Here is a 26575-nt window from a genome sequence, read left to right as displayed (position 1 = left end):
CGGTACAGCGCACCGATATGGTGCAAGCCGTACTAGAAGTGTAGACGAAGAATGACATTTCAGTGACTGAAAATTGGTAACGGATTGTACTTATCGGCGACGGTTCCGAGGCACTGACCGTTAACGGTTTTCAACCCCCTTGACCTTCTGCCATATGGCATCCAGCGCTTCAAGGGACTCCTCATCCAGATCACGCCCCTCACTTTCCAGCACCGCTTCGATCGCCCGAAAACGTGCGTCGAATTTGCGGTTCGTTCGGTTCAGGGCCTGCTCAGGATCCACTTTCATGAATCGTGCCAAATTCACGCACACGAACAGCAGATCACCCAGTTCATCCTCGACCGCATCCTGGTCGCCACTACCATTCTGGGCGGCCTGCCATGCGTCTTTCAGCTCATCGATCTCCTCGTGAAGCTTGTCGAAGACCGGGCCAATCTCAGGCCAGTCAAAGCCATGGCGCGAAGCCCGGCGCTGCAATTTCTCGGCACGGGCCATGGCCGGCAGGGTTCGTGCAATGCCATCCAGCCGGCTGACCGACGACTCAACAACAGGTTTCTCGGCCCGCTCCTCCGCCTTGATACGCTCCCAGCTCTCTTTGATCCAGGCTTCGCTGGGACGGTTGCTCGGGTCAATGCGGCTTTCCAGAGTGCCTTCCGGGAAGACATGGGGATGCCGGCGAATCAGTTTGCGGACCAGGTGATCAACGATGCTATCGAAATCGAAATGCCCTTCCTCACGCCCCATCTGAGCGTAGAAGATCACCTGGAACAGCAGGTCTCCCAGCTCATCCTTCAGATGCGGGTAATCCGCCTGTTCAATGGCGTCGGCCACTTCGTAGGCTTCTTCTATCGTGTGGGGCACGATGCTGGCGAACGTCTGCCGGGTGTCCCAGGGGCAGCCCGTGTCCGGCTCCCGGAGCCGGGCCATCAGGGTTTTCAGGTTATCAATGGAATAGCTCATCCGCGCTTTCGCCTTACGTCGATGATGTTCGGCAGGTTGCGAATCTGGGCCAGCAACCGCGCCAACTGTTCCAGGCTGGAGATTTCCACCGTCACCCTCATGGTAGCGATGTTCTCATCCTTGTTGGTCAAGGTATTCAGGGCCAGCACGTCACTGCGGGACGACGACAACACATGGGTTATGTCCCGCAACAGCCCCGAGCGATCGTAAGCTTCGATTTCGATATCGACAGGGTAAACAGAGGCCGGCTTGCCACCCCAGTTCACCTCGATGATCCGGTTGGGCTCGAATTCCCTCAGGCTGAGGAAGGTCAGGCAGTCCTGACGGTGCACGGTGACGCCACGCCCAACCGTGATGTATCCGCCAATCGCATCACCCGGTAACGGTTTGCAGCACTTGGCCACCTGGGTCTTGAGTTTGCCCACACCCAGAATCTGGATGTCTGACTCGGTGTCATAATCCTTCTTGCGGGCCGTGGTCAGCTTCAGGTCGAGCTGTTCAGACTTCGGCTCCAGCATCTGCTGCGCCACGTTCGCCACGTGCGCAGGCCGCAAATCGCCGGCCCCAATGGCGGCGAACATATCGTCTGGCGAGTGGTAATTCACCTTTTTGGCCAAATCCCCCAGATCAACATCATACAGCGACAAACGCTTGAATTCGTCTTCCAGGATAGCGTGGCCGTCAGTGATGTTACGGTCACGATTCTGTTGCTTGAACCAGTGGGTAACCTTGGCCCTGGCCCGGGATGTCTGGATATAGCCCAGGCTTGGGTTCAGCCAGTCCCGGCTGGGCGCCGGGTTGTTGGAGGTTAAGATAAATACTTGGTCGCCGGTTTTCAGCGGATAGGTCAGAGGAACTATTCGGCTGTTCACCCGGGCACCCCGGCAGGCGTGACCGATTTCGGTGTGTACCCGATAAGCGAAATCCACCGGTGTGGCACCCTGGGGCAGGTCAACCACGTGGCCTTCGGGGGTGAAGACATAAACCCGGTCCGAGGCGACGTCTGACTTCAGGTGATCAGCCAAACCAGACAAGTCGCCCAACTCTTCCTGCCACTCCAGCACCTGCCGCAGCCAGTTGATCTTGGCGTCGTAACCGGTGGACTTGTTGTTCTTGTCGGTGCCCTTGTACAGCCAATGGGCACAAACACCTAACTCAGCTTCCTCGTGCATGGCATGGGTGCGGATCTGCACTTCCATCACCTTGCCTTCGGGGCCGATCACCGCGGTATGGAGCGACTGGTAGCCGTTCTCCTTGGGGTTGGCGATGTAGTCGTCAAACTCGTTGGGAATATGCCGCCACAAGGTATGAACAATGCCCAGAGCGGCATAGCAGTCCCGGACTTCCGGCACCAGGATACGCACTGCACGGACATCATAGACCTGGGAAAAGTCGATACCCTTACGGCGCATTTTGCGCCAGATACTGTAGATATGCTTGGCCCGGCCAGAGAGTTCACCCTTGATACCGGAGGCCTGAAGTTCGGTTTGCAGGGTCTCGATGACTCGCCGTATATAGCCTTCACGGTCCAGCCGCTTCTCATCCAGCAGCTTGGCGATCTTCTTGTACGCTGAGCTGTGCAGGTACCGGAAAGACAGGTCTTCGAGTTCCCACTTGATGTGACCAATACCTAACCGGTGTGCCAGGGGCGCGTAGATATCGAAGACTTCCCTGGCCACCCGCATGCGCTTCTCTTCCGGCGCGTCCTTGACGGCCCGAATCGCACAGGTCCGCTCGGCCAGTTTGATCAACGCCACCCGGACGTCGTCAATCATGGTAACCAGCATTTTCCGGACATTGTCGAGTTGCCCTTCACTCTGGCCCAGCACATTGCCCTTGAGCGGGTGGTGCACCGACGAAATGGCCGCCATCTGCTGCACACCATTGATCAGCCCGGCGACTTCGTCACCGAATTCTTTGCGGATCTCTTCCAGGGGTACCCGCTCTTCACGCACTGCCCGGTACAACACCGCAGCCACCAGACTGGCCTGGTCCAGATGCAGTTCGGCCAGCACCTGTGCCATTTCCAGACCCGTACGGAAACTACTGGAGCCGGGCGCCCAGAGGCGATCCTCTCTGAATGCCTGCACGGCAATCCTGGCCGCTTTTTCACAGGCCTGCCGGAGCTGCTCCGGATTATCCAGGTGCGTCTGTTCAGCGATGTGGCGAACACAACGATCAATGTCGATCTCGCCATCACCAGTGACCGAATAATCTTCCCGAACTTTTACCATAGCAGAGGCATACCCGCTGATTTTCCGGTTACCCGGGTCGCGATCCTGGCGCCCCGGCATCTGACTGTCGACTGATCAGTCAGAGTCATTCACGCTCAAAAAGAGCAATGGATTCGACATGGGTGGTGTGGGGGAACATATCCATCACACCTGCGCGCACCAGGCGATAACCGTTGCGCACCATAACGCCGGCATCTCTTGCCAGAGTGGCCGGATTACACGAAACATAGACAATCCTGCTGGCCCCGAACGCCGTGAGGTACTTGCAGATGTCTTCCGCGCCAGACCGGGGCGGGTCGATCAGAATCTTGTCGAAACCCTCTTTGGCCCAGCTTTGCCCGGTAAAGTCACCGTGCAGATCGGCCCCAAAGAATTCCACATTATCCAGACCATTGAGCTGTGCGTTCTCGCGGCCACGCACCACCATGGCATCATCGCCTTCGACGCCAACCACCCGGCCACCTTTGCGAGCCAATGGCAGGGTAAAGTTACCCAGGCCACAGAACAGATCCAGCACCCGCTCACCGGGCTGAACATCCAGCCACTCCACTGCACGATGAACCATATTCTGATTGATACCGGCATTGACCTGAGTGAAGTCCATCGGATGGTACTTCATGGTCAGATCAAACTCATCCAGGCTGTAGCTCAGGCGCTCACCATCACGACCAGACGATTCCGGCCAGATGCGGTGCACCGTATCCGGGCCCTTGGGCTGCAGATAGATATGCAAGTCATGGGCCTGGCCAAAGGCAATCAGTTTTTCCCGGTCTTCGGGAACCAGTTCATCCATGTTACGGAACACCATGGCCGCCACATCATCACCACAGGCCACTTCTACCTGGGCAATCCGGTCGAAGGCCACCATACCATGCAGCAGTTCCCGCAGGGGCTTGATGCGATCACCAATACGCGGGTCCAGCACCACACAACGGTCAATATCCGTTAGAAAGCTGTTACGCTTTTCCCGGAATCCTACCAGCACCGACTCCCGGGCTTTCACATAGCGCACGCCCAGGCGGGCTTTGCGACGATAGCCAAGGGTAGCGGGTGAGCGCATGGGTTCAACCCACTCCTGGGGTTCGATGCCCCCAAAATGGGCAAAATGCTCCCTCAGCGTGTCTTCCTTGAACCGGATCTGCGCATCGGCACTCATGTGCTGAAGGCTGCAGCCACCACAAAGGTCGGCAAAGTCACAGGGCGGTTGCTGGCGGTCTGGAGCCGCTTCCAGAACCTCCAGGGTACGCAGCTCATCAAACTTGCTTCGGGTGCTGACCATCTTTGCCATCACCGTTTCACCCGGCAGAGCACCGTCCACAAACTGGACTTTACCTTCGGCCCGGGCAATGCCCCGGCCGTCGTGGCCAAGGGTTTCAATTTCACAACGCACCGGTTCCTGAGGCAGAACCTTGCGGCGACGCTTACTCATAGGGGTTAATCTCTCTTGTGTAGCCGGCTTGGATGACCGGTTCAGGCGCCGGGAAAAACACCGGTAGACAGGTATCGGTCGCCGCGGTCACAGATAATGGCCACGATCACCGCGTTTTCAACCTCACGGGACAATTTGAGGGCAGCGGCAATGGAGCCACCGGACGACACGCCACAGAAAATTCCTTCTTTGGCGGCCAGCGCCCTCATGGTGTCTTCTGCTTCTTTCTGGCCAATGTCCAGAACCTGGTCTACCCGGGCAGCGTCGTAGATCGACGGCAAATAGGCCTCGGGCCAGCGGCGGATACCGGGGATGGATGCACCATCTTCCGGCTGCAACCCAATAATCTGAATATCAGGATTTCGCTCTTTCAGATAACGGGACACGCCCATAATGGTCCCGGTGGTCCCCATGGAGCTGACAAAGTGAGTCACCTTGCCCTGGGTCTGCTCCCAGATTTCCGGGCCGGTGGTGCGGTAATGGGCCAGTGGGTTATCCGGATTGCTGAACTGGTCCAGCACCTTGCCCTTGCCTTCAGATTCCATCCGCGCAGCGAGGTCCCGCGCCCCTTCCATGCCTTCCTCCTTGCTGACGGTAACGATCTCCGCTCCGTATGCCCGCATGGAAGCGCGGCGCTCCTCACTCATGTGAGCCGGCATGATCAGAACCATCCGGTAACCTTTGATTGCCGCAGCCATTGCCAGGGCGATGCCAGTGTTACCGGACGTCGCTTCAATCAGGGTATCGCCTGGCTTGATTTCACCACGGCGTTCGGCCTCCTGAATCATGCTGATGGCAGGCCGGTCCTTCACCGACCCGGCCGGGTTATTGCCTTCCAGCTTGGCCAGAATGACATTGGAGGTTTCCCCCGGCAGACGCTGCAAACGAACCAGAGGGGTATGCCCTACATAATCTTCAATGGTCGGGAAAATCATAGCGAAACCCTGTGATACACTTTTGGGTTCGAATCATACGCTTTATGGCCGCATTGTCCCAATACAGCTTGTCGCTATATCCATGACCCGCGGCTATAACTGTTTGTTCCCGGAACCTTTACCACAGTTTTCGGGAATCAGATCAACTATGCTCATAACACAGGGAAGTGCCGGTTCCGGGAAAGATCGGCCCGGTCAGGCTCAGGAAACTTGCAGGAACATATCTATGCGGCGCTGGGGCATTCGCAAAAAAGTACTGGTGGTAACGCTGGTTCCCACCTTGTTGACCACTTTGTTGCTGGGGCTGTTTTTCACCTACAGCTGGGTTAACAACATCGAGAACCTGCTGAGGGATCGGGGCGAATCCCTGTCCCGCCAGCTTGCTGCCGGCTCCGAGTATGGCCTGTTCACCGCCAACCGCAGCCTGCTGAGCAGCCTGTCCAATGCCCTGCTGGAAGAGCAGGACGTTCGCTCGATCACCTTCTTCTCGCCAGATGGCCGCCGCTTGCTCCACACCGGTCCCGGTGGCGCCGATGCCATCGACGAATCCTCCCTGAAGCCGGACCTGGCGGTAAAGATTACCCGGGACAGCAGCACCCGGTTTGTCACCCCGGTTTACCTGCAGGACCTGATGATCGAAACCATGCTCGACCCGGATGTCCGGCAGTCGGCCACCCGGCTACAGGAACCCCTGGGCTGGGTTGCGGTGGAGATGTCCCATGTCCGCACCGAAAAGGAAACCTACAAGGCGCTACTGATTTCCCTGCTCCTGGTGATTGGCGGGGTACTGCTCAGCATGGCCATAGCCCTGCGCCTGAGCCGGGCCTTCACCGATCCTGTGTTCCAGCTCAATGAAGCCGTAGCCAGGCTCAAGGAAGGCAAGCTGGACACCCGCGTGTACACCAGTGCTGGCCCGGAGTTCGAACAACTGGAGTCGGGCCTGAATGACATGGCCTCAGAGCTCAGCAAAGCCCAGGCTGAAATGCAGCAGAACATCGACCAGGCCACGGAAGACCTCCGGGAAACGCTGGAAACCATTGAAATCCAGAATATCGAACTGGATTTCGCCCGCAAGGAAGCCCTGGAAGCCAGCCGGATCAAGTCCGAATTCCTGGCCAATATGTCCCACGAAATCCGCACGCCCCTGAATGGCATCATCGGCTTTACCGAATTGCTGCTGAAAAGCCCCCTGCCCCGCCAGCAACGGGACCACCTGAACACCATCCGGAAATCGTCCGAGATTCTGCTGACGATCATTAACGACATCCTGGATTTTTCCAAGATCGAGGCCGGCAAGCTGATTCTTGACCGGGTACCGTTCCAGCTAAGGGATATCGTGGAAGAGGTGATGGTGATGCTGGCACCGGCAGCCCACGCCAAGAACCTGGACCTGGTGCCGCTGGTCTATAACGATGTACCGGACAACGTCATGGGTGACCCGCTGCGGGTGAAGCAGGTCATCACCAATCTGGTCAATAACGCCATCAAATTCACCCAGACCGGTGAAGTGGTGCTGCGGGCCAGCCTGGAAGACGAAACACCCGACAGCAATCGGGTAACCCTGCGTCTGAGCATCACGGACTCCGGCGTGGGCCTGTCCCGGGCCCAGCAACAATCGTTGTTTAACGCTTTCAGCCAGGCTGACGCCTCAACCGCCAGGCAGTATGGCGGCACCGGTCTGGGGTTGGCCATTTCCAAGCGGCTGGTGGAAGAGATGGGCGGCAAGATTGGCCTGGAAAGCGAACTCGGCAAAGGCTCTACCTTCTGGTTTACCCTCACGCCGGAACTGTCTGCCGCTGCCGATACCAGCGCGCCAAAAGACGCCCTGCGCGGCGAGCGGATAATCTACCTCGAACAGCAGAAAACCACCGGGCTCGCGGTCGAACACCTGTTACGGGACTGGGGCGTGGCGGTACAACGGGTGTCCTCGCCAGCCGCCCTGGTGGAACACGTGGAGGAAGCCCAACGGAAGCAGGAAGGCTACGCCGCCGCCATTATCGGCATTACCCGCCACCTGCTGAACTCCAGCCAGTACTGCAACATGGTGCGTTCGCTGGAAGTGGAGCGGGACTGCCGAACACTGCTGCTGACCCCCACCCTGGAAACCCACGACACGCCGCTGTCCGGACTGTCCAGCGGACACCTTACCAAACCGGTGTGCCGGGACGCCTTCTACGACGAGCTATTGCTGTTGATCCACGGCATCCAGGCCAGCAACCGGGGAGCAGGAGAAGTGTCCCTGCCACTGAGAAGCAGCGGCCCTTCGAGAGTCCCTCGTGTACTGGCCGTGGACGACAATGACGCCAACCTGAAACTGGTGATGACCCTGCTGCAGGACTGCCGGCTTGAAGCAGAGGGGGCCTCAAGCGGCTTCGAGGCGCTGACCAAGGCCCGGCAGAAACCCTTTGACCTGGTGTTCATGGACCTGCAAATGCCGGGCATGGATGGTGTGGAAACCACGGCCCGAATCCGGGATCTGGATACCGGCTCTCATCATACCCCGATCATCGCCCTGACCGCCCATGCCCTGGCCGATGAACAGGAAAGGCTGACCCAGCAGGGCTTCGACGGTTACATGCCAAAACCGATCAGCAGCACCCAACTGGTCCAGTTGATTCGTGAATACACGGGTTACGACTGCAAGAGCAGCAACGACAGTTTCAAAATCTCGGAAGTCCGGGACACCCGCCGCACCCTGCGGCCATCAAACCGTCGCATGCAGCAGGATTGCGTCAGTGTTGATGAAAGCATTCAACTGGCCGCTGGCAAGGCCGACCTGGCGGAAGAGCTGTTCAGCATGTTGCTGGAACAACTGCACACCGACATCGGGCGTGTAACCGAACTCTGGAACAACAATGACACCGACGAGCTGCTTGAATGCGTACACAAGCTCCACGGCGCAACCCGCTACTGCGGCGTACCGGAGCTGAGAACCGCCGCCAACCGTTTTGAAACCGCACTGAAGTGCCAGGCGCCGGATATGGAACTACAGAAAGACCAGCTATTGGCAGCCATGGACCGACTGCAGATCTGGAGTGAACAAACCGACTGGCAGCAACTGTTCAGGGAACAGCAACGCCAGCCGGAGACCACCTGAGGTCGGATCAGGGCCGGGCGCGCTCAAGAATGGCGCGCATCTCCCTGACCGCCTCTTTCAGTCCGGTGAACACTGCCCTGGCAACAATGGCGTGGCCGATGTTCAACTCGTTAATACCCGGAATCGCCGCCACCCGCTCGGTGTTGTGATAATGCAGGCCGTGGCCAGCGTTCACAATCAACCCTTTCTTTCGGGCATAGGCGACGGCATCGGCCAGCTGTTTGAACGCTTTTTCCCGAACAGCCGGGTCCTGCGCTTCGGCGTATTCGCCAGTGTGCAGCTCGACAACCGGCGCACCACAGCGCACAGCGGCGTCTATCTGCACCGGGTCCGGGTCAATGAACAGTGACACTTCGGCCCCGATCTTTGCCAGCCGGTCGTAGGCCTTGGCCACACGCTCCTCCTGACCGTCTACATCCAGCCCACCCTCGGTGGTTAATTCTTCGCGCTTCTCCGGCACCAGGCAGACACACTCCGGACGCACCTGTTCGGCAAAGGCCAGCATGGCATCGGTTACCGCCATTTCCAGGTTCATCTTGGTTTGCAGGACTTCGCGCAGCAACAGTACGTCACGATCCTGAATGTGCCGGCGGTCTTCCCGGGGGTGAATGGTAATGCCATCGGCGCCCGCTTCCTCGGCCACCAATGCCGCCTGAACCGGGTCTGGATAGCGGGTGCCGCGGGCCTGGCGTAATGTGGCCACATGGTCAATATTCACACCGAGCAACACTCTGGAATTCATGGGGTTCTCCCTGATGATGAAACGGAATGGCTGAACAGATTGCGGCTGTGTAACGGCTTACCCTGCAACAGGTAGTCCACCAGAACACGCATGATCCGCTTGGCCGTCCTGCGCGGTAACTCACCGGTAAAGTCGCCTTCGGCCAGGGCCAGCAGAGCCTCGCCCGGAATCTGCTGCAAGCGAACCTCGGTGGCGGCGGCAGACACAATGCCCTGCACCGGATCATAACCGTAGTAACCACCGGCCACCACTGGCAAGCCGGTATCAGTGGCTTCATCCCAGGCAAAGTCATACCCGAGGGCCCCGGCAAACGCCCGTTCAAAGTGCCGCAATATTGGCTCTACATCGGTTTTGGGCTCCAGTGCCGCGAGAGCCTGCAGGCTTTCTATGTAACTGGCAAACAGGGTGGGATGAGGGTCTGCCGCTGGCAGAACGCGCTGAAGCAGTTCATTGATGTAGAGGCCGCTGTACAAGGCACGGGTTTGCGAAAGCAGCGGCGCCGACCGAACCTCAAGCTGCACCAGTGTCTTCAGATCGCTTTTTCCGGTCCAGTCCACCATTAACGGCTGAAACGGCTGCAACTGAGCCTTGAGGGGGCTTTTCGCACTGTTGGCGCCGCGCGCCACCAGACTCATTCGGCCATGATTCAGTGTAAACAGATCCACCAGCAAGGCGGTTTCCCGCCAGGGGCGCCGGTGAATCACATAAGCGGGCTCCTGCTGCACCGCTACCTTCATAGCGACCTCAGAAATCGCTCATACCAAGGCTTTTCAATGCCCGGTCGCTGTCTGCCCAGCCGCGTTTTACCTTGACCCACAAACGTAACATGACCTTGGAGCCGAACATGCGCTCCATATCCACCCGGGCTTCCTGGCCAATGCGGCGCAGGCGCTCGCCCTTGTCACCGATAATGATTTTCTTCTGGCCTTCCCGTTCCACCAGAATCAGGGCCGAGATATGCAGGGTTTTCCCCTCGTGCTTGAACTCTTCGATCTCTACTGCCACGGAATAAGGCAATTCAGCACCGAGTTGGCGGGTAATTTTCTCCCGCACCATCTCTGACGCCATAAAGCGCTCGCTGCGATCCGTAATCTGATCGTCCGGGTAGAAGTGCACACTCTGGGGCAGGAAACGTCCCACAGCTTCCTCCAGTGGCTGGAGGTTGGTTTCTTTCAACGCAGACAAAGGGATAATTTCGGCAAATTCCCGTTTTTTGGACAGTGCCTCAAGGTGTGGCAGCAGTTTGTCACGGTTCTCAACCTTATCCACCTTGTTAACTGCAAGGATAACCGGGCATTTCAACCGCGACAATTTCTCCAGCACCATGTCATCGGCAGTGGTCCACGCCAGCTGGTCCACCACGAACACCACCACGTCCACGTCAATCAGGGCAGACGACGCCGCTTTGTTCATATAACGGTTCAGCGCACGGGGCTCGTCTTCGTGCATGCCTGGGGTATCCACATAGATGGCCTGCACAGGTCCGTCTGTCTTGATACCCAGCACCTGATGTCGGGTGGTCTGGGGTTTGCGGGAGGTAATACTCAGTTTCTGGCCCAGGATATGGTTCAGAAGCGTGGATTTTCCCACGTTCGGCCGGCCAACAATGGCGACAAAACCACAACGGCTGTCCGGATCTTCCGGGCGGGTAATATCATTCATCAGGAGTTCTCCACGCCCAGTTGCTTGAGGGCATTGCGGGCAGCCTGCTGTTCAGCAATTCGCCGACTGCTACCGGTGCCGCTGGTCTTTCGATCCAGTGACGGTAAGGCACAGGAGACATGGAACGTCTGCTCATGGGCTTCACCGTCGACGGATATCACTTCGTAACGAGGCAGCGGGAACTGCCGGGATTGCAGGTATTCCTGCAACCGGGTTTTGGGATCTTTCTGGGTGTCCTGAATGTCCAGATTGGCCAGGCGATGCTCGAACCAGCGCAGTACCTGCTCACGGCAGGTATGAAAATCGCTGTCCAAGTATATAGCACCGATGATGGACTCCACCGCATCCGCCAGAATCGACTCGCGCCGGTAGCCACCACTCTTGAGCTCACCGGAGCCCAGCCTCAGATACTGGCCCAACTGGAATTCGCGACCAATCTCGGCGAGGGTCACGCCTTTGACCATCCGCGCCCGGAGCCGGCTCAACTGGCCTTCCCGGGCTTTCTCGAAGTGCAGGTACAAGTGCTCTGCAATCACCATATTAACGATGGAATCCCCAAGGAACTCCAGGCGTTCATTATTCTGGTTCCCGTAACTTCTGTGGGTCAGGGCCAGCAGCAACCGCTCGGGCTCCTTGAAGGTGTATCCGATACGACGCTGCAACTGATCCAGATCTGGTTGTGAACTCACTGTCCCTTTAACTCATACTCGTGCTGGAAATGAACGATGGTGTCCACGTTTCCGAATAGATGATTGCGAACCTCGTAGTCCACCTTGATGACCACGAACTCGCCACTTTTCTCAACGCTGATCTGCTTGGCGTCGAAGCCCCTGACGTTATTGACGCTCAGGCGCCGGTTAATCAGGCTACGCACCTCAGCCGGCCCCATGCGCGACAAACCCTCGGTGCCATCAAGACCTTCCAGTGCCTCCTGAATGGTGAAATCGTCCAGGTAGGCAGGGCCGATTTTCAGCCCCAGGGCCAGCAGGCTGCCAAAAAACATCGCCACAATCAGCATGGTTAGAGCGCTGCCGCCCTGCTGCTGCAATCCGACGGGATTATTCTTTTTCATCATGTTTGTCTCCGGCACAACGGGGTTAGTCAATGCTACCCACTCGATCAAAAGATGGCAGACTTGTCAGCGATTTCCAGTGCATCCAGATGGCGAAGGCCTTCCCGACCACAAGCTCATCGGGCACAGTGCCCCAGAACCGGCTGTCGTTACTGTTGTCCCGGTTGTCCCCCATGACAAAGTAATGGCCATCAGGCACCAGCCATTCACCTTCCCCGTTGCCTGCAACCCGGCCCAGGGTCAGATACACATCGTGCTCAACGCCGCCCACTTCCTCACGCCAGCGCTCCATTGGCGGAAGACGGGCCACAAACTCCCTGGCCACTGGTTCATCATTGATAAACAGCTGTTTATCGCGATAGCGCACCCGGTCACCCGGCAAACCAATCACTCGTTTGATGTAATTGGTGGCGCCATCCTCCGGATAACGGAACACCATGACATCACCACGCTCGGGATCACCCATCGACACCACCTTGGTGCCGGCCACTGGCAACCGAAGCCCGTAGGCGTACTTGTTTACCAGGATAAAATCACCAACTTCGAGGGTCGGCAGCATCGAACCGGAGGGAATCTGAAAGGGTTCCACCAGAAACGAACGAAGCACCAGAACGATGGCCAGTACCGGGAAGAACGATCGGCTCAGGTCGACCAACCAGGGTTCACTGGTCTCGGCAGTTTCATCGGACGCGGCACCGCCAACGTCCGGGCCAGCTGCCTGCCGCCGTTTGCTGAAAAACACTTTATCCGCCAGCCAGATCAATCCAGTCGCGAAGGTCAGAACCACCAGTACCAGCGGAAAATCAATATCCATCCGGGAGCCTTAGTTTTAGTTATCCACTTTCAATACAGCAAGAAACGCTTCCTGAGGCACCTCGACATTGCCCAGCTGCTTCATACGTTTTTTACCTTCTTTCTGCTTCTGAAGCAGTTTCTTCTTCCGGCTGACATCACCACCGTAACACTTGGCGGTAACGTTCTTGCGCAATGCCTTGACCGTAACCCGTGACACCACCTGGGTTCCGATTGCCGCCTGGATGGCGATATCAAACATCTGCCTGGGAATCAGCTCTTTCATCTTCTCGATCAGCTGGCGCCCCTTCCGGTGCGCCAGATCCCGATGAACGATCAATGCCAGGGCGTCGACCCGTTCACCGTTAATCAACACGTCCAGGCGAACCAGATTGGCCTGCTGGAACCGCACGAAGTGGTAATCCAGCGAGGCAAAACCTCGGCTGGCAGACTTGATCCGATCGAAGAAATCCATCACCACTTCCGCCATCGGCAACTCGTAGGTGAGCTGAACCTGGGTCGACATGAAGTGCATGTTCTTCTGAACACCCCGCTTCTCTTCACACAGGGCAATAACGTTACCCAGGTGTTCTTGGGGCACCAGGATATTCGCCTCCACGATGGGCTCACGCATTTCCTCGATAGAGCCAATATCCGGAAGCCGCGAGGGGTTGTCCACCGACAGGGTCTCACCCTGTTTGGTAATGACTTCATAGATTACCGTGGGTGCCGTGGTAATCAGATCGATATCGTACTCACGCTCCAGCCGCTCCTGGATAATTTCCATGTGCAGCATGCCCAGGAAACCACAGCGGAACCCGAAACCGAGGGCGTCAGAATTCTCAGGCTCAAAAAACAGGGAGGCGTCGTTCAGCGTCAGCTTTTCGAGGGCATCCCGGAAGTCGTCATAATCGTCAGCGCTGACCGGGAACAGGCCTGCGTAAACCTGCGGCTGAACCTTCTTGAAGCCCGGCAGCATCGGAGTTTCGTCGGCGAACTTCTGATGCACGATGGTGTCGCCCACCGGTGCACCGTGAATATCCTTGATACCCGCCACCACAAAGCCTACGTCACCGGCTTCCAGAACATCAGTGTCGGTGGGCTTCGGATTAAAGATACCTACCTTGTCGGCATTCCACGCTTTCTTGGTGGATTTAATGACAATCTTGTCGCCTTTGCGCAGAACGCCCTCGGTCACCCGAACCAGGGATACCACGCCCAGATAGTTATCGAACCAGGAATCGATGATCAGCGCCTGCAGTGGTGCACTGCGGTCACCCTTCGGCGGCGGAATCTTCCTGATCAGATCCTCAAGTACATCTTCCACGCCCAGACCGCTTTTGGCACTGCAGCGCACTGCATCGGCGGCTTCGATGCCGATGATATCCTCAATTTCCGCCGCCACCCGCTCCGGCTCCGCCTGGGGCAGGTCCATCTTGTTCAGTACCGGCACCACTTCAAGCCCCTGCTCAATGGCGGTATAGCAATTGGCCACCGACTGGGCTTCCACACCCTGACCTGCATCTACCACCAGAAGCGCACCCTCACAGGCGTAGAGGGAACGGGATACCTCATAGGAAAAATCCACGTGACCAGGGGTGTCGATGAAATTCAGCTTGTAGGTTTCACCATCTTTGGCGGTGTAGTTGAGCGTTACGCTCTGGGCCTTGATGGTAATGCCCCGTTCCCGCTCCAGATCCATGGAGTCAAGCACCTGTTCGGCCATTTCGCGGTCGGTCAGGCCACCGCATATCTGGATAAAACGATCCGCCAGTGTGGATTTACCGTGGTCAATGTGGGCAATAATGGAAAAGTTACGGATTCGGCTCAGTTCAGTCACAGACAATGATTACTCATATAAGACGTAGGGTTGAGCCCGGAATGGCCGCTACCGGGTCCGGGAACGGCGTGATTTTACCGGTTACCGGCCGCTATTGCCATGATCAGGAAATAAGCGGCTTCTCGTACTGCCGGATCAGGAACCCGATCAACGCGTCTTCGTCCAGCGGGTAGCTGAACAGATTACCCTGACACTGGGCGCAACCGGCCGATTTCAGGAAACTCAGCTGCTGCAGGGTTTCCACGCCCTCGGCTACCACGGTCAGGTGCAGTTTCTTCGCCAGCGCGATCACCGCAGACGCCACATCGGTAGCACTGACGTTATAGGGAATGTCCCGGATGAACCGATGATCAATCTTGATAACGTCCAGCGGGAGCTGCTGTAACGCGACCAGCGAGCATGAACCGGTCCCGAAGTCATCCAGGATCAGGCAAACCCCGAGATCATTCAGCGACACCAGCAGTTCACGCAGCATGCGAGGGTCTTCGTTCAACAACTCTGCCGGCATTTCCAGTTCCAGGCGCTCCGGGGACACGCCGGTTTCCGTAATGACCTGACGAATCATGTCCAGGAAACCGGAATCGGTCAGCTGTCGCACCGACAGGTTCACCGCCATTTTCAGGGATTCGAAGCCGGCCCGTTCCAGGGCCTGCACCTGAATACAGGCTTGCCGCAGGGCCAGCTCGCCCAGCCGGACAATCAGGCCGGTCTCTTCCGCCAGGTTGATGAACTGCTGCGCCGAAACCAGTCCCTTTTCCGGGTGGTGCCAACGCAGGAACGCTTCCACGCCAATCACCCGCTGGCTGACGAGGTCGATCTTTGGCTGGTAATGCAGAACAAACCGGTCGCCATCCAGGGCCGTGGCCAACTCTTCCTGCTGCAACAGGCGCCGGGCGGCCTTGATATTCATGGCAGGAGTGAAGAACTGATAGGTATTGCGACCCAGCTCCTTGGCCCGGTACATGGCCAGATCGGCGTATTTCATCAGGGTGCCGGCATCCTCGCTATCATGGGGAATCATGGTGATGCCGATACTCACGGTAATGCCCACTTCGTGGTCGTTCAGGCGTATTCGCTGACACAGGCGGCGGAGTATGGACTCTGCCACCTTGCCGGCGGCATCCGGCCCGCTGATCTGGGACAACAGCACCACAAATTCGTCGCCCCCCAGGCGGGCCACCGAGTCTTCCTCACGCACACAGCCTTCCAGCCACAGCGCCACCTGTTTCAGCAGCTCATCCCCGGCGTCGTGCCCCAGGGTGTCGTTAATGCGCTTGAAACCATCGAGATCCAGAAACATCAGGGCCGCGGGTTCACCACTGCGGCGACTCCGGCGTACCACGTGGTTGAGGCGGTCCCGGAACAACTGACGGTTTGCCAGCCCGGTGAGCGGGTCGTAGAACGCCAGTCGATGCAACTCGGATTGGGCAGCCTTGAGCTGGGTCAGGTCCCGCAGGCTCAGAACCACACCATTAACACCAGGCACAGACAACATGGCGGTATAGGTGCCTTCCATGTCACGCCACTGGCCCTCAGCATCCCGGATACGAGCCCGCACGACCGGCATCTGCTTGCCCGGCGCACGCATGGATTCCTCAAAGCCGCGCTGCAGCAGGGGCAGGTCGTCCGGATGCACCTGGGCTTCCAGCTGCATGGAATGAACCTTGTCGGGGTCGAAGCCCAGGATGTCCCGACTGGACGGGCTGGCATAAAGCGGCTCACCACGACGATCCATCACCAGCGTGACATTGGCAGCTCCTTCGGTAATGGCCCGGTAACGGCCAGCGCTGATCTGGGCGATCAGCCGGGAACGAATCAGCGCCAGCACAAACAGGCACAACAAAGCACTGATGGCCAACCCGGACCCCAGCACAATCGGTGGGCGAGGGTCTGCCGCCAGAAAGTCGAAGGCAGGTGTTGAACGTGTTTGCAACAGCCAGTCCCGCCCCCCGTGGGAGATGGTCTGGCTCATCTCAAAGCTGAATTCATTATCCAGCGACCCCAGGTTGGAGCCATACATCAGGGTGTCCCGGGCCACCACACCGCTGTCGTAGATCCGCACGTCAAGAAAGGGAGAGATAAGGCCGACAATGCCATCAATCAGGTTATTCATCCGGAAGGCACTGAACACATACCCAGACAGCATCATTCGCCGTTCTGCGCGAATGTCCGGGATTTCTCCGCCCTGATATACCGGGTAGTACATCAGGAAGCCGGCCTGGTCTTCCGCCAGCGATTCCTGAACCAGAACCACCTTACCGGTCACGGTTGGTACAGCATCGTCCCGAGCCTTTTCCATTGCTACCCGGTGTATCGGATCACTGAAGGCATCGTAACCCAGCGCCCTGCGGTTGCGATCTGTGCCCGGTTCCAGGTACACCATGGGGTAATAGAACGGGCCTGTGCCGAGTGGCTTGACCAGATAGTTAAAGACACCTTCGGCCCGCACCGAAGCGATGTGATCGGCCATATCCCGAACACCAATCCGTTGCACATACCCGATACCCTGAATACCCGGGTAGTAACGGTCGATATCGACTTTCTCGACATACTCCCGCCACTGCTCCCTGGTGACTTCCCCGGCTACCGAGAACAAACCGGAACTGCCTGCCAGCACCTGCTCATAATTGAGCAACCGCTCTTCAATGGCGCTTTTCAGCTGCAGGGACTGGGTTCGAAAGTGGGCCTCGGTGCGGTCTTCCACAAGGCGGATTGATACCTGCCATAGAAGCACGGTGGCGGCTACGGCAACAAAGAACACAAGCCAGGCAATCCAGGCATGGCGTAATTGCAGAAGCTGTCTGAGGGGAAGTTCCTTGCTGGTCATCATTGTTTACGGTCCGTTCCATGACCCCATTTATTATCAGTTCGGGCGATTATAGCAAAAGCCCCCGGGCCTGTCGTCAAAGACACCGGGGGCTTGCGAAACGCCTGCCTTCTATGGTGTCAGGGCTTCATCACCAGATAGATGGCACGACCCTGGCGGACGATTCTGACCGAAACCGCCCGGTTAGACGGCAGCTTGCGGGTGGCGTTCCGGAAATCCTCCACTGAGCGCACCTGTTCGCGATTAATCTCGGTGATGATGTCCCGGGAACGAATCCCGGCTTCCGCTGCCGGCCCCTGGCCTACCCGGGTCACCAGCACGCCGCCCTGAACACCGGCAGCACTGGCCTGCTCCGGCGTCAGGGATTCAACCGCCAGGCCCAGCGGGTCCTGTGACGGCGCATTGTTTTCACCAACCACGGGGTCTGAGCTGTCATCGCCATCTTCCGGCAAGCGGCCAATGGTCACATCCAACTCAATTTCCCGGCCACCCCGCAGTACCGTCAGCCGGGCCGATTCGCCCACCGGCGTCCGGCCCACCAGCGGCGGCAGGTCTGATGACAACTGAACCGGCTCGCTGTTGTATTCCAGCACGATATCTCCGGATTCCAGGCCTCCCTTCTCAGCCGGCGACCCCTGCATGACTTCCGCAATCAGCGCGCCCCTCGGGCGTTTCAGGCCAAAAGATTCCGCCAGGTCCCGGTTTACTTCCTGAATCAACACACCAAGCCAGCCCCGCGCAACGCTGCCCTTGTCCCGGATCTGGTTGAATACGTTCATCGCATCGTCAATGGGAATGGCGAAAGAAACCCCCATGAAACCGCCAGAGCGGGTATAGATCTGGGAGTTGATACCCACTACCTCACCATCAAGATTGAACAGTGGCCCACCGGAGTTGCCGGGGTTGATTGCCACGTCTGTCTGAATGAATGGCACGTAGTTTTCGGAGGGCAATGAACGGCCAAGGGCACTGACAATGCCTGCCGTAACCGTGTAGTCAAAACCGAACGGAGAGCCGATAGCAAACACCCATTCGCCAACCTTGAGGTCACGTGAACGCCCCACCTTGACCACGGGCAGATCCTCACCGTTCTCGATCTTCAGCACGGCCATGTCTGAACGGGGGTCGGTGCCAACAATCGTGGCCTGAAACTCACGGCGGTCGTTCAACCGCACTATGACCTCGTCAGCACCTTCCACTACATGGTTGTTGGTGAGTACATAACCGTCTGTTGACACAATGAAGCCAGAGCCCATGGAACGCTGGGGCTGCTGCGAACGGGGCGAGCCGCCGAACGGTGATTGCGGGCCACGAAAAAATTCCTGAAGGAACGGCGGCAACTGCTCAAGCTGCCTTTCATCGAACGGCGATCCCTGGAAACGGGAGCCCTGATTACGCGGCTCACTTGTGGTGCTGATATTCACTACCGCGCTGGAGTTCTCTTCAACCAGTTCGGTAAAGTCCGGCAAGCCGCGCGCGGCGAGGGACTGGCTCCAGAAAACTGAAACCATGACGGAAAGCATCAGTAGGGTCGCCCAGTAGTGTCCTGCGCTCCGGACTGGAGCAAGACGGGCAACCTCTGTGTTTGATCTCGGCATGTGGACCCCCGTGTTCTGCTTGTAATCACGTCGTAATTCTGGGGCCGGAAACCCGTTTTTCAACTTACAAAACGGTAGGGTTCACAGACATGTCACGGAATGAGTGCTGTTCACCCTGATCAGCCGCGGCTGGTATTTATCACCACTCCGACGCTGCCATCGACGTACCCACCAGAATCCTGCCCCCAGCCCTGCAAGAGCGCCCAAGATGGCCGCAGCGTCAGTACCACCCAACCATCGATAACCGGCGATACTGGCCAGCACCATCATCAGCAGCGGAGCACCGTACACAGCCAGGGATGCCGCGAGGAGTGACTGTTCATCGATACCGATCACCACCTCATCCCCAACCCTGGCACCCACGGTATTCGCCACCAGAACCTGATTTGCTCGCCCTCCGGATACCTTGGCCAACGCCCTCTGGCCGCAACCGGCCCTGGCGGAACAGCTCTGACAGGCACTGACACGGATGGTTTGCACCCAGACGCTGTCGCCACTCAGGGCCACCACTTTGCCAATCTCGGTGATCACAGGCCTGATAACTCCAGGGCCAGGGCGTCATCTATTTCAACGGCATCTGCCACTTTCCGGGCAGTACGCGGGGGAATCTCGCCCACAACGGCAACCAGGAACGGTCTGTCGGCGACCAGGATCTCGCGCATGTATATGGTGGTTGCCCCCACCCGCGAGGCCCCTGTCGGCATTTTCAACTGGTCAACCGGTTCGACAAACACCGAAAAGGCCGCCAGCCCGTCAGAGAACGCGACCGCTTTGCCCTTGCCAGACCGCGGCGCGGCCGCTGGCGCGAAGCCCTCCGGCCGCCAGTTGAGAGTCCAGCCGCTCATGCGGCCGACCACCGACTGTTGAGGATCCCTGGACGCCAGCGTGCGGGTTATTTCGCGCCCTTGGGTCTGTATTTCCAGCTCCTCGTCGGCGATCTCATCGGTAATTTCGAGACTGGTAAATTGAAAATGCTCCAGCACTTCCCCGTCACCGTCGCGCACCTGGCTTTTGACCAGCAAGCCGGTGTCTTTTTCCATCCACAGCCGATGGCTGTATCGCTCGTCATCACGGGCGGTTAACGCAATGGTCACCACGTCATAACCGGCGATGCGATCTTCACCCGCAAGCTCTGAGCGATACCATTGCCCAAACGGCATCAGCTGACTGGTGAACGCCTCGGCAAACGGGCCAGAAGGAATCACTTCGTTAAGGCTCACCCGACCACGGTCAGGGAGCACACAAACCACATTCATGCCTTTACGGACAATCTCGCCACTGCCGCCATCCTGCATGACCAGTCGCTCTTCCACCTGGCCATCCCGAAAACGATGGGCAATCTTCATGGAATGGACCTGATCCCCACGGGCATAGACGAAGACACCCCGGTAAGAGGTCATGTTCAAAGCCGGTCCCAGGCGCTCCAGCCACGACATCGCATCAGCGGGATCTGCAGAAGCAGGTTCGTTGCTCGTCTCAGCATTGGCTCCGTGAACAGGCAGCATGATCAACATTCCGGCAAGCACACCGGCGAACACGCTTCGGCCCAGGGACACCAGGCTGCTCACCACCCACGTCATCGGCCGTTCCCCAACGTCAGTAGCCACTGCTGGCACTCACCAGCCGGGCATAACCAACAGAACCCCGGCCTGCGCCAACGCTGTTATGCTGCGCGTGTTCGAGCATAAACTGGCGCATCTGTTTAAGCTGTTCTTCGTCCAGGCGCTGCAAGGCAACTTCCTCTACCCTGGCAGACAAAGCCAGTGCATCCTCATCAGACAGCTCAGTCACTGCCACCGCAGCCACCGGCTCCTGGGTTTGCCCATCCCATCCGGCGCCGGCGCCAAATCCGATGACCAGAGCCATAACGACCATCGCCGCCACCGGCCATCGCCAGTAGGAGCCTGCGGCAACCTGAGTCTTGAGCCTTGAAGGTTCAGGGCGTACATGACCATCGAGGGCCTCACGTACAGCCACCGCTACATCGACGCTCTCTTCAGGGCCATGACTTTCATGCATGAGGTCACGAACCTGTTGCCAGCGTTGCCACTGGTTTCTGACCTCATCCTGGTTACCATGAGACAACAGGCGACGAACCGATAGTTCATCTGCTTCGTCGTCCATCATCGCGGACAGGGTTTCTCTGAGACGCTCATCCATCGGATGCAACCTCATTTACGTCACTGAATGATTGAGCAAGGGACCCAAGTGCCGGTCCACTGCATCCCGGGCCCTGAATATCCGCGACCGAACGGTTCCGATCGGGCATTCCAGAATCCGGGCGATATCCTCATAACTCAGGCCATCATATTCCCTGAGCAGAAAAGCGGAACGAAGTTCCTCAGGCAGGCCTGCTATTGCTTCCGACAGTGCTTTTTGCAGCTGCTCCCGCTGCAACAGCCGCTCTGGAGAAGCGACATCCCGCAGCCGACCACCATCGTCAAAGTTCTCTGCATCCGCTGAGTCCGCCGAGCCCTGCGGCCGGCGACCACGGGCTTCCAGGTAGTTCTTGGCGGTGTTAACGGCAATCCGGTACAGCCAGGTGTAGAACGCGCTGTCGCCACGAAACCGCTCGACCGCCCGGAACGCTTTGACAAAGGTTTCCTGGGTCAGGTCCATTACTTCCTGGCTGTCGTAGACGTATCGACTGATGATGGAGGCCACCCGCGACTGATACTTGACCACAAGCAGATCAAAGGCCGCACGATCGCCATTGCGAACCTTGCGCACCAACTGCAGATCCGTCTGACTGTCGGTCTGCTCACCCGGTTTCCAGTCGTTATCAGGAGTCATGGACGACGTAACAGAATGTCCTGTCTTGGTGGCCAACGGAGTGGCCTTGATAAGATTTGCTGCTTGTGTCATTCGGCTCTTCCGGCGTTCGATCATGAACCCATGGTCCTGGACAGCAACCGGCGGGCGGCTTATCCATCAGGCCAAATAGACAGCAAGCGTAAAGTTTAGTTCAATACACGTCCACATTATGGCCCGCGATAACGACTCAATGCCACAGTCCTTCGAATACGACGTTCTCATTATCGGTAGCGGCGCTGCCGGCCTGACCGTAGCGCTCAATCTGCCGGAGCACCTCAGCGTGTGCGTGGTCAGCAAGGCAGACATCAGTTCCGGCGCCACACTCTGGGCCCAGGGCGGCATTGCTGCGGTGATTGATGATGCCGACTCCGTTGAAAACCATATCCTGGATACCCTCAACGCCGGCGGCGGCCTGTGCCATGAAGATGCCGTGCGCTTTACCGTGGAGCACAGCAAAGAGAGCATCCAGTGGCTGATTGATTCGGGCGTAAAGTTTACCCGCCAGGACGACAGCGAAGACTACCACCTGACCCGGGAAGGTGGCCACAGCCACCGGCGCATCATCCATGCCGCCGACGCCACCGGCCATGCGGTGTCGACCACACTCGCCAGCCAGGCCCAGGCTCGCCCCAATATTGATCTTAAAGCGGGCCGGGTAGCAGTAGACCTGATCACCAACCGCAAACTCGCCCTGCCAGGCAACCGATGCGTAGGCGCTTACATACTGAACCTGGAAGATAACCACGTAGAACTGTTCCGCGCCCGGTTTACCGTGATTGCCACCGGCGGCGCCTCCAAGGCCTACCGATACACCACCAATCCGGACGGTGCATCCGGCGACGGCATCGCCATGGCCTGGCGGGCCGGGTGCCGGGTGGCCAACATGGAATTCAACCAGTTTCACCCCACCTGCCTGTACCATCCACATGCCAAATCGTTTCTGATTACCGAAGCGGTTCGTGGCGAAGGCGGCGTGCTGAAACTGCCAGACGGTAGCCGATTCATGGACCGGTTCGACAAACGTGCCGAACTGGCGCCCCGGGATATCGTCGCCCGGGCCATCGACCATGAAATGAAACGCCTGGGTGCGGACCATCTGTACCTGGACATCAGCCACAAACCGGCGGATTTCATCAAGCACCACTTCCCCACCATTTACGAAAAGTGTCGGGAGTTTGGCATCGACATCACCAGGGAGCCCATTCCGGTGGTGCCGGCCGCCCATTACACCTGCGGCGGTATTGTCAGCGACGAACGGGCTCGCACCGACATCAACCAGCTGTATGTGGTGGGCGAAGCTGCCTTCACCGGCCTGCATGGTGCCAACCGCATGGCCAGCAACTCCCTGCTGGAATGCCTGGTGTACGGACGCGCCGCTGCCGCCGACATTGCCCGGCGGGAATCCGACATACCGGAGCCGCCCGTCGCACCAGACTGGGATGAAAGCCAGGTACGGGACTCCGATGAAGACGTTGTGATTTCCCACAACTGGGACGAATTACGTCATTTCATGTGGGACTACGTGGGCATTGTGCGCACCACCAAACGTCTGCAGCGGGCCAAGCACCGGGTGGATCTGCTGTCCAGGGAAATCGGCGAGTTCTACAGCAATTACCGGGTTACCAATGACCTGATCGAGCTGCGTAACCTGGTGACGGTTTCCGATCTGATCATCTGCTCGGCCCTGCAGCGAAAGGAAAGCCGCGGCCTGCATTACACACTGGACTACCCGGGCCTGCTGAACGATCCGCAAGACACGGTTCTGGTACCCACCACTTATCGCACGCTGTCTCCCTGACGGGCTGACAGGGAGACTCCACTCTTTTTCAAGGCAACCGACTATGTCAGACACCAATGCGTCCAACGACCATACCGAATTTCACCGCCTGTGGTGGCACAGCCGCCGGGGCATGCTGGAACTGGATGTTCTGCTGCTGCCCTTCCTGGAGGAAGCGTACCGGGATCTCGAGCCGGACGACCAGGCCCGATACAAGAAACTGCTGAGCTGCGAAGACACCGATATGTTCGAATGGTTCATGCAACGCAGCCGGCCGGAAGACCCGGATCTTCAGCGCATCGTTGACATCATCCTGAACCGTGTCCAGCCAGATTGATCTGACTCTATCCCCCTCCGGCATCACGGGCCTGCTGGCCAGTGCACCCTGGATACTGCTCAGCGCTTTTGCCATTGGTGCGGCACTGGAAACCAGCCTCTGGTTACTGATGGTAGGGCCGGTCACTATCGCTTTCGCCTGGCGAAACTTCCGGCGCTATGGCCTGTTACGCAGCCCCAGGGCCGTTAAGGCCCTGCGCACCGACAGCGGCGGCATAACCTGCCAGTTCGGCGATGGCCACGAGACACCCGTTCGGGTCTGCGCCTCAAGTACCCTGGGTGCGTCCTGTCTGATCTTGAAACTCCACCCCCAAGACTCCAGATCAGGTAGCATCATGGTAATGATTACCGGCAAGATGGGGCCATTCCAAGCCAATGCTCCCGAGCCTGAGTTCCGACGCCTGCGGGTATGGCTGAGAATCGGCCATACTCGTAACGCACACTGAACTCCGCTGACCCAACATGGAGATCACGATGAACCCCACGGAAAACCCTCGGCCACACTATTCGTCTGACGCCGGGTACACCCAGCTCACCAACAGACGGGTGGTACGCATCAGCGGCCCCGGTGCCGACAAGTTTGTCCAGGGCCAGTTTTCCCAGCATGTGGAAGAGGTGACACAGGCCCAGTCTTTGCGGGCAACCGCCTGCACACCCAAGGGACGAGCTTACTGCGTGACCCGCATGGTACGGCATGGCCAGGACCTGTTGATGGATCTGGATGCAGAGCTGGCGGATGACACCCTGAGCCACCTCCGCAAGTACCTGATGCTGTTTCGTGGGACCAGCATGGACGTGCTGCCTTCCGCCCGAATCCTTGGCCTGATCGGTAAACCAGCCGCCATCACTGCCTGCGGCGACGCAGCCGAATCGCTTTCCCGGCCGGGGCAGACGCTGGCCACCGGTTCCGGAATCCTGATTCGAATCGAGGATACCAGTGACCAGACGGCCCGCTACGAATGGTGGCAGCTTGAGGGAGATCAACCGCTACCGGAGGAACTGCCCGAGTTGACCATGGCACACTGGAACGCTGCCAGCATTTCCGCCGGCGTGCCCTGGCTAACGGCCCAGACCCGGGAGGCCTATGTTCCGCAGATGCTCAACCTGCAACACCTGCAAGGCGTTCATTTCAAGAAGGGCTGCTACACCGGCCAGGAAGTAATCGCCAGAATGCACTTTCTGGGGCAGCTCAAGAAGAGCCTGTTCCGCTTGCGTTTTGAGGGTTCCGACACTGCGCCGGAACCCGGCACCAGGCTGCTGTGCGAGGGCAAGAGCGTTGGCGAGGTAGTTAACGCAGAGCTCACGTCTGAACAGGCGGGTGAGATGCTGGCGGTTATCCGGCACGACGCTCAGCAAGGCACCCTGGCCCTGGAAGGCATGAACACGGTGACCGTGACCATGCAACCGCTGCCTTACCCGGTGCCCGAGCAACAGCCCGCAACGCAGGCAGATACATAAGTTGACAGGAAAAACCGGAAAAATTTGCTATAAATTAAACCACATACCGGTTTACCCCGTGCGCGCGAGCAGCGCACCCAGACAAGCGGAACGTTACTGACCATGGCCAACATTGTAGATACCATCAAGGCTGACCTGACCGACGCCATTGAGAATGACAAACTGGTGCTGCCAACCCTGCCGGAGGTGGCGCTTCAGGTTCGGGACATCGCCGAGTCCGAAGACTCCGCAATCGCTGACCTGGTCAAGGTCATCAGTAACGACACAGCCCTCTCTGCCCGGATTATCCGCGTGTGCAACAGCCCGCTGTTCCGGGGTAGCCGCGCGATTGAAAACCTTAACATGGCGGTCAGCCGCCTTGGCATGGCCTACACCAGTAACCTGGCGATGGGTCTGGCCATGGAGCAGATGTTCCAGGCCACCTCAGACATGGTCGACAAGCGCCTGCGCGCCACCTGGCAAACCAGCACTGAAGTGGCCGGCGTATGCCATGTTCTGGCCCAGCATTACACCAAGCTCAAACCGGATCAGGCCACGCTGGCAGGGCTTGTTCACCTGATTGGGGTGCTGCCGATTCTGCGCTATGTGGAGGACCGGGACATTCAGATCAGCAGTATCATGCTGGATAATGTGATTGATCAGCTGCACCCGCGCATTGGTGCGCTGATTCTGAAGAAGTGGGATTTCCCGAGTGATCTTCAGAATGTGCCGCTGGAGTATGCCAATTTCCAGCGTGAGGTGCCGGCGGCGGATTATGCCGATTTGGTGATGGTGGCGAATTTGCAACTGGTGGCGGGTACGGATCACCCGTGGACGGAGATGGACTGGAATACCATTCCTGCCTTTGGGCGTTTGGGGTTGGATCCAAATATCGACATGAGCGAGGAGGAGGATCTCAACGCTCAGATGGAAGCGGCGATGGCGTTGCTTCAGTAAGCTTCACATCACCCATAGAATCAAGGAGCTTGACGCCCGTCTTTACGGCGGGGTTGAGCTCCCAAA

Annotated in this window: 23 protein-coding genes; 6 read left to right on the top strand and 17 right to left on the bottom strand. The window is 58.2% G+C overall.

Annotated features, from left to right (window positions below; all coding sequences use genetic code 11):
* Window positions 1–120 precede the first annotated feature (120 nt).
* The 4 genes from mazG to cysM all read right to left on the bottom strand — a co-directional run bounded on the left by mazG (window position 121) and on the right by cysM (window position 5558).
* Window positions 121–960, bottom strand: coding sequence for a nucleoside triphosphate pyrophosphohydrolase (mazG, locus tag C7H10_RS02205; protein ID WP_106693530.1), 840 nt, complete (start codon window positions 958–960; stop codon window positions 121–123).
* On the bottom strand, window positions 957–3194 hold the full coding sequence (gene relA, locus C7H10_RS02200) for a GTP diphosphokinase (protein WP_106693529.1): 2238 nt from the start codon (window positions 3192–3194) through the stop codon (window positions 957–959). Before relA ends, mazG begins: the two co-directional genes overlap by 4 nt.
* A gap of 85 nt (window positions 3195–3279) precedes the next feature.
* Window positions 3280–4623 (bottom strand): 23S rRNA (uracil(1939)-C(5))-methyltransferase RlmD, encoded by a 1344-nt coding sequence (gene rlmD / locus C7H10_RS02195; protein WP_106693528.1) that lies wholly within the window; start codon window positions 4621–4623, stop codon window positions 3280–3282.
* A gap of 41 nt (window positions 4624–4664) precedes the next feature.
* Window positions 4665–5558 carry a cysteine synthase CysM gene (gene cysM, locus C7H10_RS02190; protein ID WP_058091714.1) on the bottom strand — a complete coding sequence of 298 codons (894 nt, stop codon included), beginning with the start codon at window positions 5556–5558 and terminating at the stop codon, window positions 4665–4667.
* Window positions 5559–5784: 226 nt separating this feature from the next.
* On the opposite strand from cysM, the gene C7H10_RS02185 reads away from it, so the two are divergent.
* Window positions 5785–8655, top strand: a complete 2871-nt coding sequence (locus C7H10_RS02185) for an ATP-binding protein (RefSeq protein WP_106693526.1) — start codon at window positions 5785–5787, stop codon at window positions 8653–8655.
* Between the two features lie 7 nt (window positions 8656–8662).
* On the opposite strand, the gene pdxJ is transcribed toward C7H10_RS02185, so the two are convergent.
* The 13 genes from pdxJ to rpoE all read right to left on the bottom strand — a co-directional run bounded on the left by pdxJ (window position 8663) and on the right by rpoE (window position 22053).
* Window positions 8663–9397, bottom strand: a complete 735-nt coding sequence (gene pdxJ / locus C7H10_RS02180; protein WP_106693525.1) for a pyridoxine 5'-phosphate synthase — start codon at window positions 9395–9397, stop codon at window positions 8663–8665.
* The gene (gene recO, locus C7H10_RS02175) at window positions 9394–10134 is read right to left on the bottom strand and encodes a DNA repair protein RecO (protein ID WP_106693524.1); all 741 of its coding nucleotides are present in this window, start codon (window positions 10132–10134) and stop codon (window positions 9394–9396) included. The genes pdxJ and recO overlap by 4 nt, the downstream gene beginning before the upstream one ends.
* Before the next feature lie 7 nt (window positions 10135–10141).
* Complete coding sequence (gene era / locus C7H10_RS02170; RefSeq protein WP_106693523.1) at window positions 10142–11059, bottom strand: GTPase Era; 918 nt, start codon at window positions 11057–11059, stop codon at window positions 10142–10144.
* Window positions 11059–11748 carry a ribonuclease III gene (gene rnc / locus C7H10_RS02165; RefSeq protein ID WP_061332276.1) on the bottom strand — a complete coding sequence of 230 codons (690 nt, stop codon included), beginning with the start codon at window positions 11746–11748 and terminating at the stop codon, window positions 11059–11061. Before rnc ends, era begins: the two co-directional genes overlap by 1 nt.
* Complete coding sequence (locus tag C7H10_RS02160; protein WP_106693647.1) at window positions 11745–12131, bottom strand: DUF4845 domain-containing protein; 387 nt, start codon at window positions 12129–12131, stop codon at window positions 11745–11747. Before C7H10_RS02160 ends, rnc begins: the two co-directional genes overlap by 4 nt.
* Before the next feature lie 25 nt (window positions 12132–12156).
* Window positions 12157–12945 carry a signal peptidase I gene (lepB, locus tag C7H10_RS02155; RefSeq protein WP_061332277.1) on the bottom strand — a complete coding sequence of 263 codons (789 nt, stop codon included), beginning with the start codon at window positions 12943–12945 and terminating at the stop codon, window positions 12157–12159.
* A 15-nt stretch (window positions 12946–12960) separates the two neighbouring features.
* Window positions 12961–14763, bottom strand: coding sequence for a translation elongation factor 4 (lepA, locus tag C7H10_RS02150; protein ID WP_061332334.1), 1803 nt, complete (start codon window positions 14761–14763; stop codon window positions 12961–12963).
* Between the two features lie 103 nt (window positions 14764–14866).
* The gene (locus tag C7H10_RS02145) at window positions 14867–17593 is read right to left on the bottom strand and encodes a bifunctional diguanylate cyclase/phosphodiesterase (protein WP_106693521.1); all 2727 of its coding nucleotides are present in this window, start codon (window positions 17591–17593) and stop codon (window positions 14867–14869) included.
* A 116-nt stretch (window positions 17594–17709) separates the two neighbouring features.
* Entirely contained in the window at window positions 17710–19188 is a 1479-nt protein-coding gene (locus C7H10_RS02140; protein ID WP_106693520.1) for a DegQ family serine endoprotease, read from the bottom strand.
* Window positions 19189–19269: 81 nt separating this feature from the next.
* On the bottom strand, window positions 19270–19719 hold the full coding sequence (locus C7H10_RS02135) for a SoxR reducing system RseC family protein (protein ID WP_106693519.1): 450 nt from the start codon (window positions 19717–19719) through the stop codon (window positions 19270–19272).
* Entirely contained in the window at window positions 19716–20768 is a 1053-nt protein-coding gene (locus C7H10_RS02130) for a MucB/RseB C-terminal domain-containing protein (RefSeq protein ID WP_106693517.1), read from the bottom strand. Before C7H10_RS02130 ends, C7H10_RS02135 begins: the two co-directional genes overlap by 4 nt.
* Window positions 20769–20784: 16 nt before the next feature.
* Window positions 20785–21348 carry a sigma-E factor negative regulatory protein gene (locus C7H10_RS02125; RefSeq protein ID WP_061332281.1) on the bottom strand — a complete coding sequence of 188 codons (564 nt, stop codon included), beginning with the start codon at window positions 21346–21348 and terminating at the stop codon, window positions 20785–20787.
* A 15-nt stretch (window positions 21349–21363) separates the two neighbouring features.
* A complete protein-coding gene (rpoE, locus tag C7H10_RS02120) occupies window positions 21364–22053 on the bottom strand; it encodes an RNA polymerase sigma factor RpoE (RefSeq protein WP_061332282.1) in 690 nt (229 codons plus the stop codon).
* A 139-nt stretch (window positions 22054–22192) separates the two neighbouring features.
* Here rpoE and nadB point away from each other — a divergent pair, with 139 nt between their 5' ends.
* From nadB to C7H10_RS02095, 5 genes are all read left to right on the top strand, one after another.
* The gene (nadB, locus tag C7H10_RS02115) at window positions 22193–23800 is read left to right on the top strand and encodes an L-aspartate oxidase (RefSeq protein WP_178338774.1); all 1608 of its coding nucleotides are present in this window, start codon (window positions 22193–22195) and stop codon (window positions 23798–23800) included.
* A gap of 43 nt (window positions 23801–23843) precedes the next feature.
* Entirely contained in the window at window positions 23844–24116 is a 273-nt protein-coding gene (locus tag C7H10_RS02110) for an FAD assembly factor SdhE (protein ID WP_061332284.1), read from the top strand.
* Window positions 24100–24561: a hypothetical protein gene (locus tag C7H10_RS02105; protein WP_106693515.1), complete on the top strand. Its 462-nt coding sequence runs from the start codon at window positions 24100–24102 to the stop codon at window positions 24559–24561. The genes C7H10_RS02110 and C7H10_RS02105 overlap by 17 nt, the downstream gene beginning before the upstream one ends.
* Before the next feature lie 28 nt (window positions 24562–24589).
* Window positions 24590–25573, top strand: coding sequence for a CAF17-like 4Fe-4S cluster assembly/insertion protein YgfZ (gene ygfZ, locus C7H10_RS02100; protein WP_208622789.1), 984 nt, complete (start codon window positions 24590–24592; stop codon window positions 25571–25573).
* Window positions 25574–25675: 102 nt separating this feature from the next.
* Window positions 25676–26509 carry an HDOD domain-containing protein gene (locus tag C7H10_RS02095; RefSeq protein WP_058091731.1) on the top strand — a complete coding sequence of 278 codons (834 nt, stop codon included), beginning with the start codon at window positions 25676–25678 and terminating at the stop codon, window positions 26507–26509.
* Window positions 26510–26575: the final 66 nt, after the last annotated feature.

This window comes from Marinobacter shengliensis (genome assembly GCF_003007715.1).
GTDB classification, from domain to species: domain Bacteria; phylum Pseudomonadota; class Gammaproteobacteria; order Pseudomonadales; family Oleiphilaceae; genus Marinobacter; species Marinobacter shengliensis.
The sequence above is the reverse complement of the archived record's forward strand: the minus strand, read 5'-3'. Positions and strand labels throughout refer to the sequence as shown.

What these genes read in the sequence shown, in the direction of transcription:
- C7H10_RS02145 (WP_106693521.1), bottom strand. Translation starts at nt 17,593, where the DNA reads ATGATGACCAGCAAGGAACTTCCCCTCAGACAGCTTCTGCAATTACGC.
- lepB (WP_061332277.1), bottom strand. Translation starts at nt 12,945, where the DNA reads ATGGATATTGATTTTCCGCTGGTACTGGTGGTTCTGACCTTCGCGACT.
- rpoE (WP_061332282.1), bottom strand. Translation starts at nt 22,053, where the DNA reads ATGACACAAGCAGCAAATCTTATCAAGGCCACTCCGTTGGCCACCAAG.
- nadB (WP_178338774.1), top strand. Translation starts at nt 22,193, where the DNA reads ATGCCACAGTCCTTCGAATACGACGTTCTCATTATCGGTAGCGGCGCT.
- C7H10_RS02140 (WP_106693520.1), bottom strand. Translation starts at nt 19,188, where the DNA reads ATGCCGAGATCAAACACAGAGGTTGCCCGTCTTGCTCCAGTCCGGAGC.
- cysM (WP_058091714.1), bottom strand. Translation starts at nt 5,558, where the DNA reads ATGATTTTCCCGACCATTGAAGATTATGTAGGGCATACCCCTCTGGTT.
- recO (WP_106693524.1), bottom strand. Translation starts at nt 10,134, where the DNA reads ATGAAGGTAGCGGTGCAGCAGGAGCCCGCTTATGTGATTCACCGGCGC.
- C7H10_RS02160 (WP_106693647.1), bottom strand. Translation starts at nt 12,131, where the DNA reads ATGAAAAAGAATAATCCCGTCGGATTGCAGCAGCAGGGCGGCAGCGCT.
- C7H10_RS02110 (WP_061332284.1), top strand. Translation starts at nt 23,844, where the DNA reads ATGTCAGACACCAATGCGTCCAACGACCATACCGAATTTCACCGCCTG.
- relA (WP_106693529.1), bottom strand. Translation starts at nt 3,194, where the DNA reads ATGGTAAAAGTTCGGGAAGATTATTCGGTCACTGGTGATGGCGAGATC.
- C7H10_RS02130 (WP_106693517.1), bottom strand. Translation starts at nt 20,768, where the DNA reads ATGACGTGGGTGGTGAGCAGCCTGGTGTCCCTGGGCCGAAGCGTGTTC.
- pdxJ (WP_106693525.1), bottom strand. Translation starts at nt 9,397, where the DNA reads ATGAATTCCAGAGTGTTGCTCGGTGTGAATATTGACCATGTGGCCACA.
- C7H10_RS02125 (WP_061332281.1), bottom strand. Translation starts at nt 21,348, where the DNA reads ATGGATGAGCGTCTCAGAGAAACCCTGTCCGCGATGATGGACGACGAA.
- era (WP_106693523.1), bottom strand. Translation starts at nt 11,059, where the DNA reads ATGAATGATATTACCCGCCCGGAAGATCCGGACAGCCGTTGTGGTTTT.
- rlmD (WP_106693528.1), bottom strand. Translation starts at nt 4,623, where the DNA reads ATGAGTAAGCGTCGCCGCAAGGTTCTGCCTCAGGAACCGGTGCGTTGT.
- mazG (WP_106693530.1), bottom strand. Translation starts at nt 960, where the DNA reads ATGAGCTATTCCATTGATAACCTGAAAACCCTGATGGCCCGGCTCCGG.
- C7H10_RS02185 (WP_106693526.1), top strand. Translation starts at nt 5,785, where the DNA reads ATGCGGCGCTGGGGCATTCGCAAAAAAGTACTGGTGGTAACGCTGGTT.
- ygfZ (WP_208622789.1), top strand. Translation starts at nt 24,590, where the DNA reads ATGAACCCCACGGAAAACCCTCGGCCACACTATTCGTCTGACGCCGGG.
- C7H10_RS02095 (WP_058091731.1), top strand. Translation starts at nt 25,676, where the DNA reads ATGGCCAACATTGTAGATACCATCAAGGCTGACCTGACCGACGCCATT.